This is a genomic window from Nostoc sp., from assembly GCF_036918015.1.
Classification (GTDB): Bacteria; Cyanobacteriota; Cyanobacteriia; order Cyanobacteriales; family Nostocaceae; genus Nostoc.
On sequence record NZ_JBALEO010000098.1, the window covers coordinates 340,139 to 357,751 of the forward strand.

The following is a 17,613-nucleotide window of genomic DNA, read 5'->3' on the forward strand; positions in this document are numbered from 1 at the left end:
ACCCCTTCTCCCAAGGGAGAAGGGGAATTGAATGTCTCGCTCCCCTCTCTCTTGGGCTACGGTGTACACACAAGTCCTAAAAACCTTGACTTTCCTCGTTCCCAGGTTCCACCTATTGGTCAATACGGTTCAGTTAAGGTTAAAACCTTTTGCCAAAGTCAATTTTTTTAACGAACCACAGAGGCGCAGAGAACACAGAGAGAACAAAGAAATGCTTAACTGAACTGTATTGGCTTATATACCAGTGGTGTTAATAGCTCTTCCATCCGCGCTGCCAGCACTTCGTTTTCTGCTGCGGGCATATTTCGCGATCGCTTGTGGTCTGGATTTCCTACCCGTGCCTTCCCCATCACTTTTTTCCCTTGATGCACCTCTTGACAACATTACCTTTTTCTTAAGTTGTCACCAATATGCAGAGCATGGGAACGAGATCAACGAGAAAACAATGGAAAATCAAGCTTTTTTCGACTTGTGTGTACACCGTAGCTCTCTTGGGAGAGGGGCTGGGGGTAAGGGCAAAACGTTCTCACCAAGCGGGTTGTTAAGTTGACACCTATGCCCATGCCCAATTCCCAATTTCTATTTAGTTTTGGGTAAAGGTTGACCAAACTCGATTACCTGGGGTTCGGGATCATTGGGGATTGTTGGAACTGGAAATTCCGACATCCCGAATGGAGGAATGTTATTTAAATTACTGGGTTGATTTGGGAAAGAAGGAGGGGGAAGACTTAAAGCAGGTTGTTGAGAGGATGTATTTGGATTTAAAGGGGGTACGGTGACAAAAGGCTGCCCTGAGTTAGTAGTAATTGTTGAGGGCAGTTCATTGGATGGAGGCGGAGCTGCGAGTGAGGGGGATTGTGGGTTAGTAGTTACGGGTAAGTTACTAGGCGGCTTTTGGAGTGTTTGAGGTTGTTTCTTGTCTGAAGGAGGGGAATTTCCCGATTTTACGGCAGTAGTTTTACCAGAAATAACCGGACGTAATACCCAGCGAGTAGAGTTTTTTCGAGAAATGGGTTGCAGTTGTACCTTTTTGGGATTAAAAACAGTCCCTGCTGCTAAATCTAGGACAATACGTGTGTCGTTTGCGTTGAGTTGAGAAATCCGAATGCTTTTGATTGCTCCAGAATAATTTTGTTGAGTACTAACTTTGCCCAACTTAGTATTCGGTAAATCTACAACCAAACGAGAGGGTTGGGCCAGGTAGAAATAACGAGGGGTTGTGGCTGCTGAGAGGGTGATTTCGAGTTGCTGTGTCTTGGGAGAAAAACGCCAATTATTTAGCTTTGCCCCTGGTGTAGCAGCAGTAGTGAAAGTTTCGAGGGCGATCGCTGCATAAAAACTTAATATACTGATGCTAAATAACTGCTTGCCCCATTGGTAAGATTGCGTAGTTTTTAGTTCCCGATCCATTCTTTTTATTTGCTCCATAAAACCCATACAATGCGCTGACATTGCTGTTTACTTCGCGCTTTTAATCCTGTAGACGCGATGAATCGCGTCTCTACAAACGTGATAAATCGCGTTTTTACCTACTCCCCAATTCAATTAGCTTTTTCGGGCACAGCAGTAAATTTCAGAGTTTGTGGAATACCATTTACGGTTAATTGACCCGTCATATTACCTTTATCCACAAGTTGCATTTGAATTGTGACTGAGGTTAGAGGATCGTTTTGGGGGCGAGGAATATTACAAAGGATTGATTTACCAACTTTTCCAGATAAATTTAATTGTTGATTTCTGAAGATGCCTGCCAGAGAGTGCTTTTCGTCAATGTCGGCGTTAGCGTTTGCCGGTAATACAGAGGCATTTAAGTAAATACCTGACTGTTCAATGTTTAACGTCAGAGTATCCGATTTTTCACAGTTAGGCAAATTCTCCGCTAGGGTTAGACGATAGCGACCGTTAACTGGCGGAGGAGCCTTGAGTTTGTTTTCTCCGTAAACAGTAACAGTTTTAAACAACAGTAGCACTGAAATTATTGCTACTCCGTAAAAAGCTAAAGATTTGAAGTTGAAATGATTCATGTTCTCAACTCCTAAGTGTTGGCTCTTGACTGGTAACATCAGGAAGCATGGAAGCCAGATGAGCAGTGACTTGACTGTAACGGCGAGCAATCAGCAAGGAAGAGGAACATTGAATGGCTAGTTGATCTGTATATCTTCCCAAGGTTTGACGCTCGATACCCCAAGTGCGGCTAGTGCCTGCAATTGTTAGGTCTACATTTTTTGAGGCTTCGACTACAGCTTGGATTGGATCTGGAGCTTGAACAATTTTGATTTCGATGCGATCGCGTACACTACTCGGTAATTGCTCCATCATCGTATTTAACTCGTAACTCAATTCATCTTTGAGGTGATTTTCGGGTACAACCTGTAAAATCTGTAACATACAAGTCTCACGGTTAATTAGCAGTCTCAGAGCTATGATTAGCGCTAAATCATCATGAATATTTGCCGAATAAGGCACCAACAAGCTTTCTAAGCGATCGCTTCCTCTATCCACAAACACTGCAACATCAACTGGCGCAGTAGTGAGCATTTGACCAACTCTTCCACCTAAGCGGTTGCTACTAAAAGCTGGGCGATGCCATCCCACAAGAATTAAATCAACTTGTTTGAGTGCGGCAATCTGTGCGGTTTCCCGTGCAACATTACTAGATATGCGAACGATGGGATGCACATGAGAGCGTGTTTCTACTGGTTCGAGAGTATTAATCAATTCTTCTAGCTGCTGCCGACGCTGGGCAATTAATCGGTCTGCTTCAACTGGCGTACTTTCAAAGGCGTAATCTTCTTCAAATTCAATCAGGCTCAGAGGGTTAACAACAGAGGGAGATCGGGAGTTGAGGGCAATGTTTGCTGCCAACTGTACCAAGCCTTTTTGGGTACTCGGATTAGCCACTGGCACCAAAATTCGGTAGGGACGAATATAAGTTTCGGCATCAGTAGCGCTGGTAGCTGTTTGTGCTTCTAACTCCGGTTCCACCACATCTAACCTGATCAGTCTCTTCGGATATGTCCATTCCAGTAGTGGCGAGGTCATGAAGGTAGTTACCAATGCCATAATTACCAGCATGGTAAATATTAAGGGGGAAATTACCCCTAACTCTAGACCAATATTTAGCACTATCAGTTCGGTTAAACCGCGCGTATTCATTAACCAACCAAGTGCCGAGGCTTCCCGTTTACTAATGCCACTGACACGAGCTGCTACATAAGTACCAACATATTTGCCTGCGATCGCTACAGCTAAAACCAACGCACACAAAAGCCACAATTCGGGACGGTTGAGCAAGCCAATCTGCGTTTTTAAGCCACTGTAGGCAAAAAATATGGGCAGCAAGAAAATTAGGACAAAATCTTCCGTTTTTATTGCCAATTCTCGCACTAAATCTTCATTTTTGGGCATGGCTGCTCCCAGCAAAAATGCTCCAAAAATTAAGTGAATCCCAATTAGTTCAGTGATTAGCGCCGACGCAACCACGCCCATATAAATCCCAGCTAGCAGCAATTGGCTGAGTCGTCCCGCACGGAGGTAGTGTTTGGCAAGGCGTTGCAGGAACCAACGACCGGCTGTCAACATCAAGCCGATGTAAACTATGCTGGCGATAATTGTGGGTACAGCACCAGCAAAGTCACCAGTTCGCGCAACTGCGATCGCAACTGCCAACAGACACCAAGCTGTGACATCATCCACTGCTGCACAAGTTAACGCCAACGTTCCTAAACGCGTTCCTTGTAAATTGTTTTCAGTAATGATTCGCGCCAACACTGGGAAGGCAGTAATCGACATCGCCGCCCCCAAAAATAAAGCAAAGGCGGTGAATGATACACTTGCATTAGAAACTAGGGGATAAAGTATCACCGCTAGCAATGTTCCTAGAGAAAACGGCACCAAAATGCTGACATGAGAAGTTAAAACTGCTACTTCTAATTGTCCGCCGAGGTATTTGGGATTTAGTTCTAGCCCAATCAGAAACATGAAAAATATTAGTCCCACCTGAGACAAAACATTCAGAAAAGGAAAAGTTTCTGGTGGAAACAAGGTAACTGCTAGATGGGGAGCAACTAAACCAAATAAAGATGGGCCAAGCATAATTCCGGCAACAATTTCACCAATTACTAGTGGTTGCTTAATAGAACGGAATGCTAGACCTACTAGCCGTGAAAGTCCAATAACAATCAGCACCTCAACCAGAACGAGAATAACTATGTGCATGGTTTCCTCAAAATTAACTATCTGGTTTCCCTAAGATAATTCTTTAAAAGACTAGAAAATGTCAAGCTTGTTAGATACAACCAATAGTAATTTGTGCTTCCTTGTTATATTAATTATTGTTACGATGTAATTGCAGCCGTTATGGTTAAGTAAGTTCGTAGTCAGGACTTTAGTCCTTAATTTTCTCAGCACTAAAGCGCTTACTAAAAACCCTCAAAACTAGCTTAGATATTGTACTAGATACTTAATTAATCTAATATTTAATTTTGCTTAAGTAGAAGATTTCTCATAGCTTGTACCGTGCAATAAAAAGGCAATTAGTGGTGATGCCATCAGAGTAGTAATGACTGCCATAATCACCATTATAGTAAATAAAGTTGGGGTAATTATACCTTGTTCCAGACCAATATTGAGGATGATTAACTCCATCAAACCACGAGCATTCATTAAAGCGCCGATAGTTGCAGATTCGCGCCAATTTTCCCCCGCTAATTTTGCAGCCAACATACAAGCAACACCTTTACCGAGAATTGCGATCGCAATAATTAATAGCGTCACTCCCCACAAAGTAGGTGTGTTTACCAATCCAATTTGAGTGTTTAGTCCAGAGAAGACAAAAAATATTGGTAACAAAAAAGAAGTAGTTAAAAACTCCGTATATTGACGAATTTGTTGGGCAAATTCTCCGCGTGGTGTCACTGCTCCCAACACAAAAGCACCGAATATTGCATAGATACCTGTAACATCAGTAAACCATGCACAAAACATCAAAATTATCAACATTAAAGTCAGGGTTTGTCTGTTCACACCTTCGCGTTTTGTCATGCGTGTGAATGCTTTTAGTAGAGGTTGTCCAAGAAAAATCGCAAATAGCACATAGCAAATGCCACCACCAATTGCTAATATGGCTATGCTTAAAGAATTTTTCACGCTAGCAAGCACAATCGCCAGTAAACACCAAGCAACTGCATCATCTACCGATGCTGCACCTAAAGCCAAAGTACCGAAGCGAGTTTGTGCAAGACCGCGTTCGTAAAGAATACGAGCTAACATTGGAAAAGCTGTAATTGTCATCGACGCACCCAGATACAAAGCAGCTGACCAAGGCATAACTTTTGGTTGAAAAAAATCGCCATTGTAATAAAACCAAAAAGATGCGATCGCTCCTAAAATAAAAGGAGTGATAATCCCAGCCGCAGATAGCAAACTTGCACTTTTGATATGATGTTTTAAGAGTTTGGTATTAAACTCTAAACCAATCAAAAACATATAAATTGCCAACCCAATCTGGCTGATAGCATATAAAATCGACATCGATGGATTGGGTATTTTGAGTCCGGCAGCAGTGATGATAGGAAGCTTAGGAAATAGCCATTGCTGAAAATCTGGTGCAATCAATCCTAAAAGTGATGGCCCTAGCATTACACCTGCGATCATTTCGCAAACAACATCAGTTTGACCAAGATAGCGGCGTCCTATAATCGTGACAATGCGACAAGTCGCTAAGATAACTGTGAGTTGCAGAAATAGCTGAATAACCAGATCAAAATTTGACATTGCACTTCCTTAATTTACGTCTCTGCATTGAAGAATCTCTCCAGACTCTAAAGTTTGTCCTGTTTTACTCATATATGACTACCTACTACATCAGCACAAATACCAATTTTGTAAACATAAGATAGCTGTTTGTAATTTGATGAGATACAACAAGAAATGCGTTGCTTTGGTTTCCAAAGTCATCTTGTTATTAATAACGCACACAACTGTACGTCAATACAACATATTGCATCCAAACTAAAACCGCCATATATGATTTTTTATGATTTGTTAATTTGCGATTTATAGCCTTTTTTATCTATTTGAGACACAATCGACTGTAGGAACGTACATTTGTGTGTCCCTACCCTACGGTTGAATTACCTGAAAATTGCTAGAATTTTTGATTAAATTAGTTTCGATAATTTCAGATTTTACAGCTGACTTTTCACGTTATGTGGAAAAGCGCACGAAAAACCTAACCCCCTTCCCGACGCAGGAAGAGGGAAAATTCAAAGTCTCTCTCCTAAAAGGAGAGAGATTTAGAGAGAGGTTTTCCAGATACCGTGAAAAGTCAGATTTTACAACCACTCCCCACCTCGAAAACGCCAACGAGGGAAGATAATTCGCATCAGGCTTTGGGAACTAATAAAAACTGCTAGCCACACGATGCTATAGTGCAATAAAAAAGCTCCTGGCGAAAGTTCTTCTTTCGGTAAAGGTATTGGCAAGAAGCCAAATAGCTTAACTCCACAAAATATAAATATTAATTCCCATATACCAGCTAAGAGTTGATAAGCTGCGGGCCAATCTCTATCCCAACGGGATTTTTGTAGATAGTCATAAAGTACATCCCAACCTAAGCCAAAGATGGCGACATAAGCAAGTATCCAAAAATAAACCGAGTTAGCACCAGGGCCAATCCAACCCGTTGCAAATGGCAAAGATACGAGTACGCCGACAGTTGCCAGTAATAATAATCGAGTTTGCCAGCGACCAAATAAAGTTGGTGTCATAGGAGTGCTGAGTGCTGAGTTAGGAGTTAGGAGTTAGGAGTTAGGAGTTATGAATAATATAGAGAAATTAGAGTTTTTATAAATAGATTTTGAGTCGCTTCATTAAAAATTCAGGAAGATTTTGGTGCTTTTTGCGAGGATGGCAAATACGAGAATATCGGCTACCCTCAAAGCACCAACACATCTATATTATTAAGATGGTTTTAGGTGATAATCAAATTTAGAATGGTAAGCTGCATTGGCAAAGTCCATTGTTCGCGTAGCATCTGTCTGCGACACGCTGCGCGAACGTAGAGAAGGTATGGCATCCCAATTGATTACATCTTCTAACAAAGCTTGATAACCTAGTGTATTGGGATGGAGTCCATCTTCACTCAAGCGTTTTAGCCGCCAACTTTCACCGCGTTCCATCCATTGTTCAAAAATATCCAAATAGGGAATCTGCCGTTTACTGCAAGCAATTCGAGTTGCTTCTTTGTAGCGGTACTGGTCGGCATGATTATAGTAAAAACAATCTAAAAACGGCATCTTGGCTTCATTCACTGGCACCATACCCACGAATAACACAGGACAAAGTTGCTGTGCTAAATCTAGCAGAGACGCAATTTCCTTTTCAAACAATGTAAAATCTGTGTAACTTTTACCATCAGGGCGCGCCAACCGGGCTGAGTCATTCACGCCTACGGATAAAATAATCAAATCAGGAACACGATTTCGCAGTTCACCCCGGTGGCGAAATTCAACTTCCAGTCTTTGGGCTACTTGTTGCGTGCGATCGCCTCTCACCCCTAAATTATAAAGAATATGACCGGCACTATCCGGCAACATCCACCATCGCCGTAGTTGCTCAATCCAGCCTCCTTTTTCCGGGTCGCCGAATCCATAAATTAAGCTGTCCCCCAGTGCGACAATCTTCATAGGCTGAAAGTGATTTGGTGGTACAGACAGCTGCATTGAGGAAGAAGCGAGAAATGTGTGCATTTAACAACTATATTTTATATCTTTACAAGATTCTATACATTTCTATACCATAGTTGGCGATCTTTAGTATTCAAGTATCTATGGAGTTTTTGCTTGTTGATATAGTTGTAAGGTTAATATTGCGGCAGTTGAGCCTCTGTACGATGGGCTACCGTACTTTAACAATCAGTATGAGAATCGAACCGCTGAGGCGCATTCGCGCAGCGTCTCGTCAGAGAAGGACGCTGAAGAAGAGAAAAGAGGGAGATTCCCACAAAATCGCTGTCAGTCCTCATCTACAAACGGATAAATAGTGCAGGTACATCAATCGCTAAAAGTAATACCAATTTGAAAAATGATTGCGACAGATGGAAAACTGAAACACTTATCTAATGGATGTTTCACAATCCAAAATCTAAAATTTAAAATTCAAAATGGTATAAACACTCACTTATCAATTGGTTTGTCAAAAAAGTTGACACAAGTAATCAACTTGTAATACAGTATATTACAAGAGTAATGAGTTAAATTAAAAAGACTTCCTCGCCACTACAGTGGAAATACAATTACCATTTGTATGCAATTAGTTGATATTACGAGATAAAATTTTTCAAAACTTCCTACTTAACACAAAATAACTTAATTAACGCTGCATAACCGATAAATATGGTTTTTGACTATTTTAGAAGCAACGAAGGTACTCCTACAAATAATACTCGGCAAAGCTTAATTGCTTGCGGTTGGCGACCGTTTAATCGAGAGTTAGACTGGGGATTTTTATGGCAACTGTTGTATAGTGACTCCCGCGAATTAAGTCAAAAAAGTTTGAATTTAGCGAGTAATGTTGCTGATGTTTTAGGACGAAATAATTATGCTTGGTGGGCTAATTTATTAAGTGTTGTATCTGATAATACCCGTTACGAAGTTGAAAAGTTTTGGAATTACATCACACCAGATCCTCAATCACCAGATCATCGCTATAAAGATGTTTTGAGTACGGAAACGCCTATCGTCCAATTTGTCAGTCGTAGTAATATTCCTATTGATTATGTTCTTAATCGACTGCAAGAAATTACTGTAATGCGAGTTTTAGGTGTATTGGGTAATCCTGATATTATTACCCAGTATTTCTCAGAGAGAGATTTTTACTTTCCTATAGATAAATTCGTTAGTTGGGAACGTTTAGACGTTATTAATACTGTTTATGCTTACTGGTCTAAGTATGACGTTTGGTTGCAAATTGATCCCTACGATCGCGGGCGACGACAATATACTTTAATGGCACAAAATCTCGCGCCACTAATTAACAAAGCAACTTACGACTTAGCAGTGATGCTGAGTGGCTATCAAAGTCGTGTAGGCAAGGTTCATAGTCAATTTAACATTCGGACATTTCCCGCAGATATCCAAAACTTTACTGATTCTGTACAGCAAGCGATTCTCAATCAAAACCAGTTAGCGGTTGTTGTACATGGACAACCAGGTACTGGCAAAACAGTCTGGACACAGGCAGTAGCAAAAGAAATTCTTGTACCTTTAGGGTATGTAATTTTTATTTTAGATCATGATGCGATCGCTAATTTTGTCCCCCCGACTTACATAGAGCGTATTTGTATCGTTATTAACGAAGCTGATAATCTAGCGCAAAATCGTGCTTCGGAGGTAGCGCAATACAATAACAAAACAGAACACATTCTGAGTTTGCTGGATGGCACTTTGTATCAGAGTGTAATTGATGACTCTGGTATTCAGATGCAGCAACGGTTAGTTATCTTGATGACTTGTAACACTACTGAAAGATTAGATCCAGCCATGTTACGTAAAGGTAGGGTGGATTTAATATATGAGTTTACACAACTATTTGTTTGAAATCTACTTTCACCACAGTTTCACCTGTTTTTGCGATACAAGCTGATGCTCTCTGCGCCAAGCTTGGGGAGGTAAACCGTGATGTTGGCGAAACTGGCGGGAGAAGTGAGACACATCCTGATAGCCCAATGCTTTCGCTATCTTCTCGACTGTCTCATTATTATTTTGGAGTAAAAAACAAGCTTCTGCCATCCGGCGTTTGACAATCCAGCAGTTTACAGTCTCTCCACTTGTCTCCTTTACTCGGTTAGTTAAGTAAGCCGATGAGTAACCAACAGCAACAGCCACATCACACAAAGTAATTCCTTGATGATAATGAGCTTCAATAAAATCGAAAACTTCTTTTAATTGCGGAATGCAGGGAAAGATTGATTTAGGACGAATGTTGACTTCTTTATCAGAGGCGACGGCAACACCGGAAGCGATCGCTGTAGTATCATCTGTAAATGCTGATGATTTTGGAGCTTTCTCGAATTTCATCGCACACCAGTATTGGAGATTAGCCTGCTTTTCCAAGCGAATAGCGATCGCTTTGAGCAATTCATCTAATGTCGAGGGTTTGGTAAGATAATCATCTGCTCCCAATTCCATAGCTTTGCGAACATCTGCTTTAGTACTACTGCCAGTCAGAAAAATGAAAGGAATAATTGCTGTCAGAGGATCTTGGCGTAGGGTATTTAAAACGCTATAACCATCCATATCGGGCATGGTGATATCGCAAATAACTAAGTCGGGTACATCCTTTTGTGCTTGTTGGATACCAACACGACCGTTTTGAGCGCCTATCATATCAAACCCTTTAGCCTCAAGACCCTTTAAATAAAGATTACGGGTAACGCTATCATCTTCAATGACGAGAATTTTCTTTGACGATTCGTACATGATTTTCTATTACTATAAATGTGAGAGAAGCTACTTACTAGACTCTTTGGTGAGTATCTAAATAAGAATGAAATTTAATTAACTCGTTCCGAGAGTTATGATTGTTAAGTTTTTAGTTAACAACTATCTTCATCTCAATACTCATAACTCTGAACAGGTAAACTCTGATTTGATTAATGGCAGAATTACAGTAAACGTAGTGCCAACATCAACTTCACTTTCTACAGAAACTTGACCATGATGTAAATCTACAAGGGTTTTAAGAATCGATAGTCCTAGTCCAGTACCAGGTATATGATCGATATTACTACCACGGTAAAATGGCTCAAATATTCGTTGTTGATCTACTACTGAAATACCGATACCGTTATCTTTTACTTGAAAAATTAATTTTTCATTTTGGCAAGATAGTTCTAAATTAATTGCCAGATTCGAGGGAGAATACTTAATCGCGTTATCAAGCAAATTTTTCAAAATAGGCTCTAACAGTTTTTTATCTATATAGGCTGTTAGAGAGCTATCTTGACTCACAAAATTAATTGATTTTTGGCTAACAATCATCTGCATTTGTGCAACTAAATCCTGACAAAATTGAACTAACTCAAGTGGTTTTGGTTCAAAATTTAATTTGGCTGATTCTGCTTTAGAGAAGAACAAAATATCATCCAACATCAGACTCAGTTGTTCGGTGGCTTTTTGAATGTGATCGAGTAATGGTTGGATTTTCTTCTGTGTACGTTTGTCTACTTCTTCTTTAAGTAAACTATTAGAAAATGAAACAATATTCAATGGAGTTCGGAATTGATGGCAAACCATAGAAAGAAAACGCGCTCTAAGTTCGCTAAGTTGTTTGGCTTGTTCTAAAGCTTGGTTAAGACCTAATTCTGCATATTTGTAATCGGTAATATCGATACCTGCAATCAGTTCGACTGGGTTTCCCCCAAAATCCAGCCCTCCATCAAGCTTGGCAACTGCACAGGCTAGCCAGCGCTCCGTGCCGTTTTTTGTTAAAATATTCATTTCCTGATATTCAAAGTTAGCGGCTTCATTCGGGTTACGTATTTGCCTGCGTTTTTTGCTCTTAATCAGTCGGCGAAGATCAAAACCTGTTAGTAGTTCTTCTTTTGTATAGCCAGTGAGTTGTTCTACTGCCGGATTTACATAGCAAAGCCGTGTACCTTGAATCAGAAAAGTGCCTGCGTCTGTGGTTTCGGCTAAAGTCCGAAATCTAGTTGCGTTCAGACGTAATGCTTCTTCAGTCTGTTTCGATTCAGTAATGTCCCAAATACTCCACACTCTCCCAATAATTTTACCCTCAAGCAACTGAGGTTTAGAGTGATGTGCAAAAACTCTTCCATCTTTCAATTCCAGAATATCGTAGCTCTCGAAATCAGATTGGCTAGAAACTTCCCAAATCAGCCGACTAAAGGCTTGTGGATCTTTAAGTTGGTTCTCGAAAAATGCTTTGCATCGAGGACATTTTTTAGATAATATTAGGGATTCTGGGATCTGCCACATATCCACAAATTTCTGATTCAAGCTTAGAATATCTCCCTCAAAGTTAACTGCAACAATACCAATGGCAGTAGACTCAAGAGTAGAACGAAGTAAAGAAAGAGATGTTTCTAGTTCTACTTCTTTGGACTTGAGTTGATAAAATTCTTGTTGCAAATTGTCTTTGGCATCTTTTAATCCATCAGTCCATTTTTGCACGCTCAATTCTACTATTTCATCAGTTTTTTCACGAGCAAAGGCACAGCCAAATTCCATATCTTGGTGTTTTACATAGTTCATAGATATTTCTACCAGAAATATCCGACCTCCTTTTGTCCGATAGCGAGATTTAAAGGTAAGGGAACCCTGTGCGCTAATATCTGACCAATTATGCAGCGAAAAATCTACATCTATATCATGCAGCCTCATAGAAAGTAATTCCTCACGGGAATACCCAGTCATCAGACAAGTGGCATCGTTAACGTAAAGAAACTGCGCGTTTGCTCCTAAACAGAAGGCAGCATCTACAGCGTGATTTATTAGAAAGTGAGCAAACTTCATCTCTATTTCTGGTTGTAGTGCCCATTGATTGTTTGATCTAGCTAGTGTATATTCGCCAGAATTCATATTCATACTTCCTCCTGGTAATCAATCAGCACTATTCCCATTAATGAGTTAATAGTCATAACTTACTAAAATCTTTGGTGTACTGTTTGGCTGTGAAAAAATGTGAAAAATAAAATTTATTAGGATATTAAAAATATTACTAATTACCTTAACAAAACTTATCATACCAATAAAATGTAAATTATTGAATCAAATATTCCTAAAAAAACTAAATATTTTCAAAAATTCTTCTTGACTTAAACAGCTTTTTCTAGCAGCACAAGATTTAGGCAAATCAAATCTAGATTAGCCAATCAACCTTATTAGATAAGAGTTCAAAACTCTTAACCTATAAGTAGATAAGATATTTTCAATTTAAACTCGTTCTGCACCAGAACTAATTCATAGACATCTCCACAAATTAATTATGCGTTATCAAGAACTCTTGTAGAGACGTAGCAATACTACGTCTCTACAAGAGTTCATCAACCTAAAATTCCTGGGTTTCCACTGGGGAAAGGTTAAAGTATAAAAATTTTTATCCTTTAACATTTTCCCTACCAAGGACTTTGGCGAACTACTTGTGTAGAATCGTTTGATTTTCAACATAAATGAATTTGCAGTGCTGAACTTGGCTTAAATGAATAAACTTCAACTCATCAACTTATTTTCTTAATTTATCTTAACTTACTCTCTCAGGGATTTAACTATAGAAGAATATGCTTAGTCATCCGTCGCAAGAAGTACATTTGTATTAAAATAATACGTATATTTTGACGTATAGGATTGTGTTTGTTTTATCCTCAAAAAACACTGTATTCTTATACTAAGTATATATCTGCTGTGTATGTGTTATAAAACATACTTAAAAATATTTATATACTGAATACTTTGTCATCCCTCAAAAGAACTATAAAAAGTTGAAAAATGATGTCTTTATCGTTACAAATAATTGACTCAAAAAGTTTTTGCTGGCAATATAAAGACCGCTAAATCTCCTCATGCTTAAATTCGGATAAAAAATTGTGTAAGTTCTAAAGCGAAAGAATTGACACCTACATCAAAAGATTTCCTATTGTAAATTTATTAATGTACCGTTTGTGCAATTGCAGAATATCAATCTTTCAGGTGACTAAGTTGCAAATGTCACAATCATAATTAAAGCGAAAGAATTGACACCTACACCAAAAGATTTTTCATTGTAAATTAGGTTTTCATTGTAGTGGATAAGAACCTCATCAGGGGTTTATTAATTAGATCGGTGCTATTAAAGCTAGCTATATGAAGTTTTCTAAAGATTCTGAGACACCCTTAACTTCAGGTTAATTGCTAGTTTATATATCTTTACACCATTTAGTTTTTCCCCGCTAATCTACTTAAATACTGTAGTCACCACCATAGAAGCGAAAAATTTGACATCTCCATCAAAAGATTTTTGATTGTACAACAGTCTTCATCTCCTTTATTCTGGTCACAAGAAGCACAGCCTCAACTGTTGTATGCTTTCGGTAAAAATTTTTTGGTACTGCGCTCACAAGCATCAATCAGCAGCGATCAGCCATTTCTACTCTTGACCAAGCTAGATCATAGCTGTGAGAAACAACAGAGTTGTTTGTATTAAATATTTCTAGGGCTGTGATTGTAAACTAAAAAGCCTTTGTATAACTTTCTGTAATTAAGTGAAACTAATGAGTCAAAACTATACTGGTTCAAATCCTCTCATCACCACTGAGCCATACAAGGAACTTCCAGCAAACAGATATGTAGAATCTGTGTCTGACTCCCGTCAGCTTGATGAATTAGAGAAGAATGGGGGAATTCAGCCTTTTTTAAACGATGAAATCGCTCCAACGCTCTCAGTTGCGGATGCGATCGCTCAAATGTTGGAAAATTTGGGAGTAGGCTACGCTTTTGGTGTCGCTGGTGGTGCAATGGCCAGCCTTTGGGGTGCGCTATCCAATAGCAGTATAGAGGTGTTGAACTTCCGCCATGAAGCCGGAGCAGCATTTGCAGCCACCGAAGCTTACTTTGCGAATAATCGCCCCACTGTAGTTTTTACCACAGCAGGGCCGGGGATCACCAACGCCCTCACCGGATTGTTTGCGGCTCGTGGGGAAGGTGCAAAGGTGATTTTGTTGTCGGCTTGCACCTCAGCACCGCAGCGTGGACGTTGGGCAATTCAAGAAACCAGTACTTATACATTGCCAAGTGGAGGGATTTTTACCCCAGGAGCGCTATTCAACTATGCAATCACGATTGAATCTGCGGCTCAACTACCGCAGATTTTTCGTAAATTGGCTTTGGCTATGGCGCAACCAGGCGGATTTGTGGCCCATTTGAGCATTCCCACCGCTGTGCAGACAAGTTTAGTTGAGGATATAGCATTACCTCAGCTAGATATTTCTCCCTTTCCGATGACTGCTTCCAAAGAAGCGATCGCTAAATCTGTAGAGTTATTATCATCTGGCCCCTTTGCTATCTGGGTTGGTTTCGGTGCGCGTGATGCAGCAGCCGAAATCCTTGAACTCGCTGAAAAAACTGGAGCAGCCGTTATCTGCTCACCCCGTGGTAAAGGTATCTTCCCTGAAGATCATCCCCAGTTTGTAGGTGTCACAGGTTTAGGCGGTCATGCTTCCGTCTTAACTTATATGGAAGAACAACCTCCACTACGCACACTCGTATTAGGAACCCGTCTTGGCGAACCGACTTCCTTCTGGAGTTCGGCGCTAGTTCCAAAAGAAGGTTTTGTCCATGTAGATATTGACCCGGAAGTGCCAGGTGTAGCCTATCCCCACGTTGAAACTTTCGGAGTTCGGTCTGACATCAAAGCTTTTGTGAAAGAGTTGTTGCAGCAATTGCCGGATGCTCCTGATTCCACAATGCCGCTACCTCGTCCAGAACAAAAAGCAATTGAACCGGCATCAGACGTAGACTATCCAGTACGTCCAGAAGTATTGATGGCAGCAATTCAAAAGATCGTTGTTGAGGGTAGCGATGCTGTAGTGATGGCAGAGTGTGGTAACTCCTTTACTTGGTCAACTCATTTACTGCAATTTGCCGAAGCCAATCGTTACCGAGTCAGCACCGGAGTCGGAGCAATGGGTCACGCCGTCACCGGAGTGTTGGGTGCAGCGTTAGCGAACAATAGTAAGGCTGTGGGTATTGTCGGCGATGGAGCAATGCTGATGAATAACGAAATCAGTACAGCCGTGAAATACAAAATTCCGGCAATCTGGATTGTACTTAACGATGCGCGTTACAACATGTGCCATCAAGGGATGAAAATCTTGGGGTTAAAGGGCGCAGATGCAACACTTCCACCGACGAACTTTGCCATGATTGCTCGTGGGATGGGAGCAGAAGCGATCGTCGTTGTCAGAGAGTCGGATATTGAAGCTGCATTAGAACAAGCGATCGCATCAACCGTTCCCTTTTTAATCGATGTAGTGATTGATGCCGATCGGCCAGCACCTTCTGGTGGACGTAATAAGAGTTTGGCAGCACAAGGAGTTAAATCAAGTGCCGCTAAAAATGCAGTCAAGCAAGTTTCATTTCCAATGGTTTGATTTTCAAAGCTGGGAATCTTATTCGATTGTTATAAACATTACTCTCTTCCGGCTCGAAGATTTTTTTTAACGAACCGCAAAGGACGCAAAGTACGCAAAGGAAGAGATAAGTAATCTTATAGCGGGAAGAGAGTAAAACACGGGAGCATCCCAGTGCAAAAATCCTTTACAGCTTTCTTACCTTTGCGTTCTCTGCGCCCTTTGCGGTTCGTTTCCTCATTCTCTTATTCCAGCGAATAACTACATTCACGAAACTGGAATTTTAAATGTTTATTTGAATACAAAAGTCTCTCTTACTTCATCCAATCCTAATCTTCCAGAGGGTTTTTGTGTCTATCCATTTACATTTTGTAATGTTCATTACTTTCTCTAAGCAATCCCAAACAATATCGAGAGATCAAGATGCTGCTATTTGAAACTGTTAGAGAAATGGGTCACGAACAAGTTCTATTTTGTCATGGTAAAAATCCCGAAATTAAGGCAATTATTGCCATCCATGACACAACCTTGGGCCCGGCGATGGGAGCAACAAGACTCATGCCTTATATCAACGAAGAAGCTGCTTTAAAAGATGCACTTCGTCTGAGTCGTGGAATGACATATAAAGCTGCCTGTGCCAACATTCCGGCTGGTGGAGGAAAAGCAGTAATCATTGCTAATCCTGAAAATAAGACAGATGATTTGTTGAGAGCTTATGGACGTTTTGTTGATAGTTTGAATGGGCGTTTTATTACCGGACAAGATGTCAATATTACTCCTGATGATGTGCGGACAATTAGTCAAGAAACTAAATATGTTGTTGGGGTGTCAGAAAAATCTGGCGGGCCTGCTCCCATAACATCACTAGGAGTTTTTCTCGGAATTAAAGCCGCTGTAGAATCTCGTTGGCAGAGCAAAAGACTTGATGGCATGAAAGTTGCAGTTCAAGGCTTAGGAAATGTTGGGAAAAATCTCTGTCGGCACTTACATGAGCATGATGTCCAGCTTTTTGTTAGTGATGTAGATCCAGTAAAAGCAGAAGAGGTTAAACGGCTTTTTGGTGCAACTGTTGTAGAACCAACCGAAATTTATTCACTTGATGTAGATATTTTTGCTCCTTGCGCTTTAGGAGGAATTTTGAATAGTCATACAATTCCTTTCCTGCAAGCTTCGATTATTGCTGGTGCAGCTAATAATCAATTAGAGAATGAGCAACTACATAGTCAAATGCTTGCTAAAAAAGGGATTATTTATAGTCCAGATTATGTAATTAATGCTGGAGGACTAATCAATGTTTACAACGAAATGATTGGTTATGACGAAGAAAAAGCTTTCAAACAAGTGCATAACATTTATGACACGCTATTAGCAATTTTTGAGATTGCGAAAGAGCAAGGAGTTACTACTAACGATGCTGCTAGACGATTAGCAGAAGACCGGATCAACAATAGTAAGCGAACCAAGAATACAGCGATCGCAGCTTAATT

At 40.3% G+C, this 17,613-nt stretch carries 12 protein-coding genes; 3 read left to right on the forward strand and 9 right to left on the reverse strand.

All coding sequences use genetic code 11. From position 1 onward, the window contains the following. Positions 1-215: 215 nt before the first annotated feature. From V7K61_RS32160 to V7K61_RS32190, 7 genes are all read right to left on the reverse strand, one after another. On the reverse strand, positions 216-350 hold the full coding sequence (locus V7K61_RS32160; RefSeq protein WP_335059939.1) for a hypothetical protein: 135 nt from the start codon (positions 348-350) through the stop codon (positions 216-218). Between the two features lie 229 nt (positions 351-579). Next, positions 580-1,410 carry an AMIN domain-containing protein gene (locus V7K61_RS32165; RefSeq protein WP_335059941.1) on the reverse strand — a complete coding sequence of 277 codons (831 nt, stop codon included), beginning with the start codon at positions 1,408-1,410 and terminating at the stop codon, positions 580-582. Positions 1,411-1,541: 131 nt separating this feature from the next. Beyond that, positions 1,542-2,024: a hypothetical protein gene (locus V7K61_RS32170; RefSeq protein WP_335059943.1), complete on the reverse strand. Its 483-nt coding sequence runs from the start codon at positions 2,022-2,024 to the stop codon at positions 1,542-1,544. 4 nt (positions 2,025-2,028) lie between these two features. Then, on the reverse strand, positions 2,029-4,218 hold the full coding sequence (locus V7K61_RS32175) for a cation:proton antiporter (protein ID WP_335059945.1): 2,190 nt from the start codon (positions 4,216-4,218) through the stop codon (positions 2,029-2,031). Positions 4,219-4,488: 270 nt separating this feature from the next. Further along, positions 4,489-5,775, reverse strand: a complete 1,287-nt coding sequence (locus tag V7K61_RS32180) for a cation:proton antiporter (protein ID WP_335059948.1) — start codon at positions 5,773-5,775, stop codon at positions 4,489-4,491. Between the two features lie 560 nt (positions 5,776-6,335). Continuing rightward, positions 6,336-6,770 carry a hypothetical protein gene (locus V7K61_RS32185; RefSeq protein WP_335059950.1) on the reverse strand — a complete coding sequence of 145 codons (435 nt, stop codon included), beginning with the start codon at positions 6,768-6,770 and terminating at the stop codon, positions 6,336-6,338. A 192-nt stretch (positions 6,771-6,962) separates the two neighbouring features. Then, entirely contained in the window at positions 6,963-7,751 is a 789-nt protein-coding gene (locus V7K61_RS32190) for a GDSL-type esterase/lipase family protein (RefSeq protein ID WP_335059952.1), read from the reverse strand. Positions 7,752-8,396: 645 nt separating this feature from the next. On the opposite strand from V7K61_RS32190, the gene V7K61_RS32195 reads away from it, so the two are divergent. Continuing rightward, entirely contained in the window at positions 8,397-9,599 is a 1,203-nt protein-coding gene (locus V7K61_RS32195) for an AAA family ATPase (RefSeq protein ID WP_335059954.1), read from the forward strand. A gap of 9 nt (positions 9,600-9,608) precedes the next feature. On the opposite strand, the gene V7K61_RS32200 is transcribed toward V7K61_RS32195, so the two are convergent. Both V7K61_RS32200 and V7K61_RS32205 read right to left on the reverse strand, forming a co-directional pair. Beyond that, positions 9,609-10,481 carry a response regulator transcription factor gene (locus V7K61_RS32200; RefSeq protein WP_335059956.1) on the reverse strand — a complete coding sequence of 291 codons (873 nt, stop codon included), beginning with the start codon at positions 10,479-10,481 and terminating at the stop codon, positions 9,609-9,611. Between the two features lie 141 nt (positions 10,482-10,622). Further along, a complete protein-coding gene (locus tag V7K61_RS32205; RefSeq protein WP_335060120.1) occupies positions 10,623-12,602 on the reverse strand; it encodes a scytonemin biosynthesis sensor histidine kinase in 1,980 nt (659 codons plus the stop codon). A gap of 1,667 nt (positions 12,603-14,269) precedes the next feature. Between V7K61_RS32205 and scyA the strand changes: the two genes are divergently transcribed. Together scyA and scyB are read left to right on the forward strand one after the other, a co-directional pair. Further along, positions 14,270-16,147, forward strand: a complete 1,878-nt coding sequence (scyA, locus tag V7K61_RS32210; RefSeq protein ID WP_335059958.1) for a scytonemin biosynthesis protein ScyA — start codon at positions 14,270-14,272, stop codon at positions 16,145-16,147. A 402-nt stretch (positions 16,148-16,549) separates the two neighbouring features. After that, positions 16,550-17,611, forward strand: a complete 1,062-nt coding sequence (scyB, locus tag V7K61_RS32215; protein WP_335059961.1) for a tryptophan dehydrogenase ScyB — start codon at positions 16,550-16,552, stop codon at positions 17,609-17,611. The last annotated feature ends 2 nt before the right edge of the window (positions 17,612-17,613 follow it).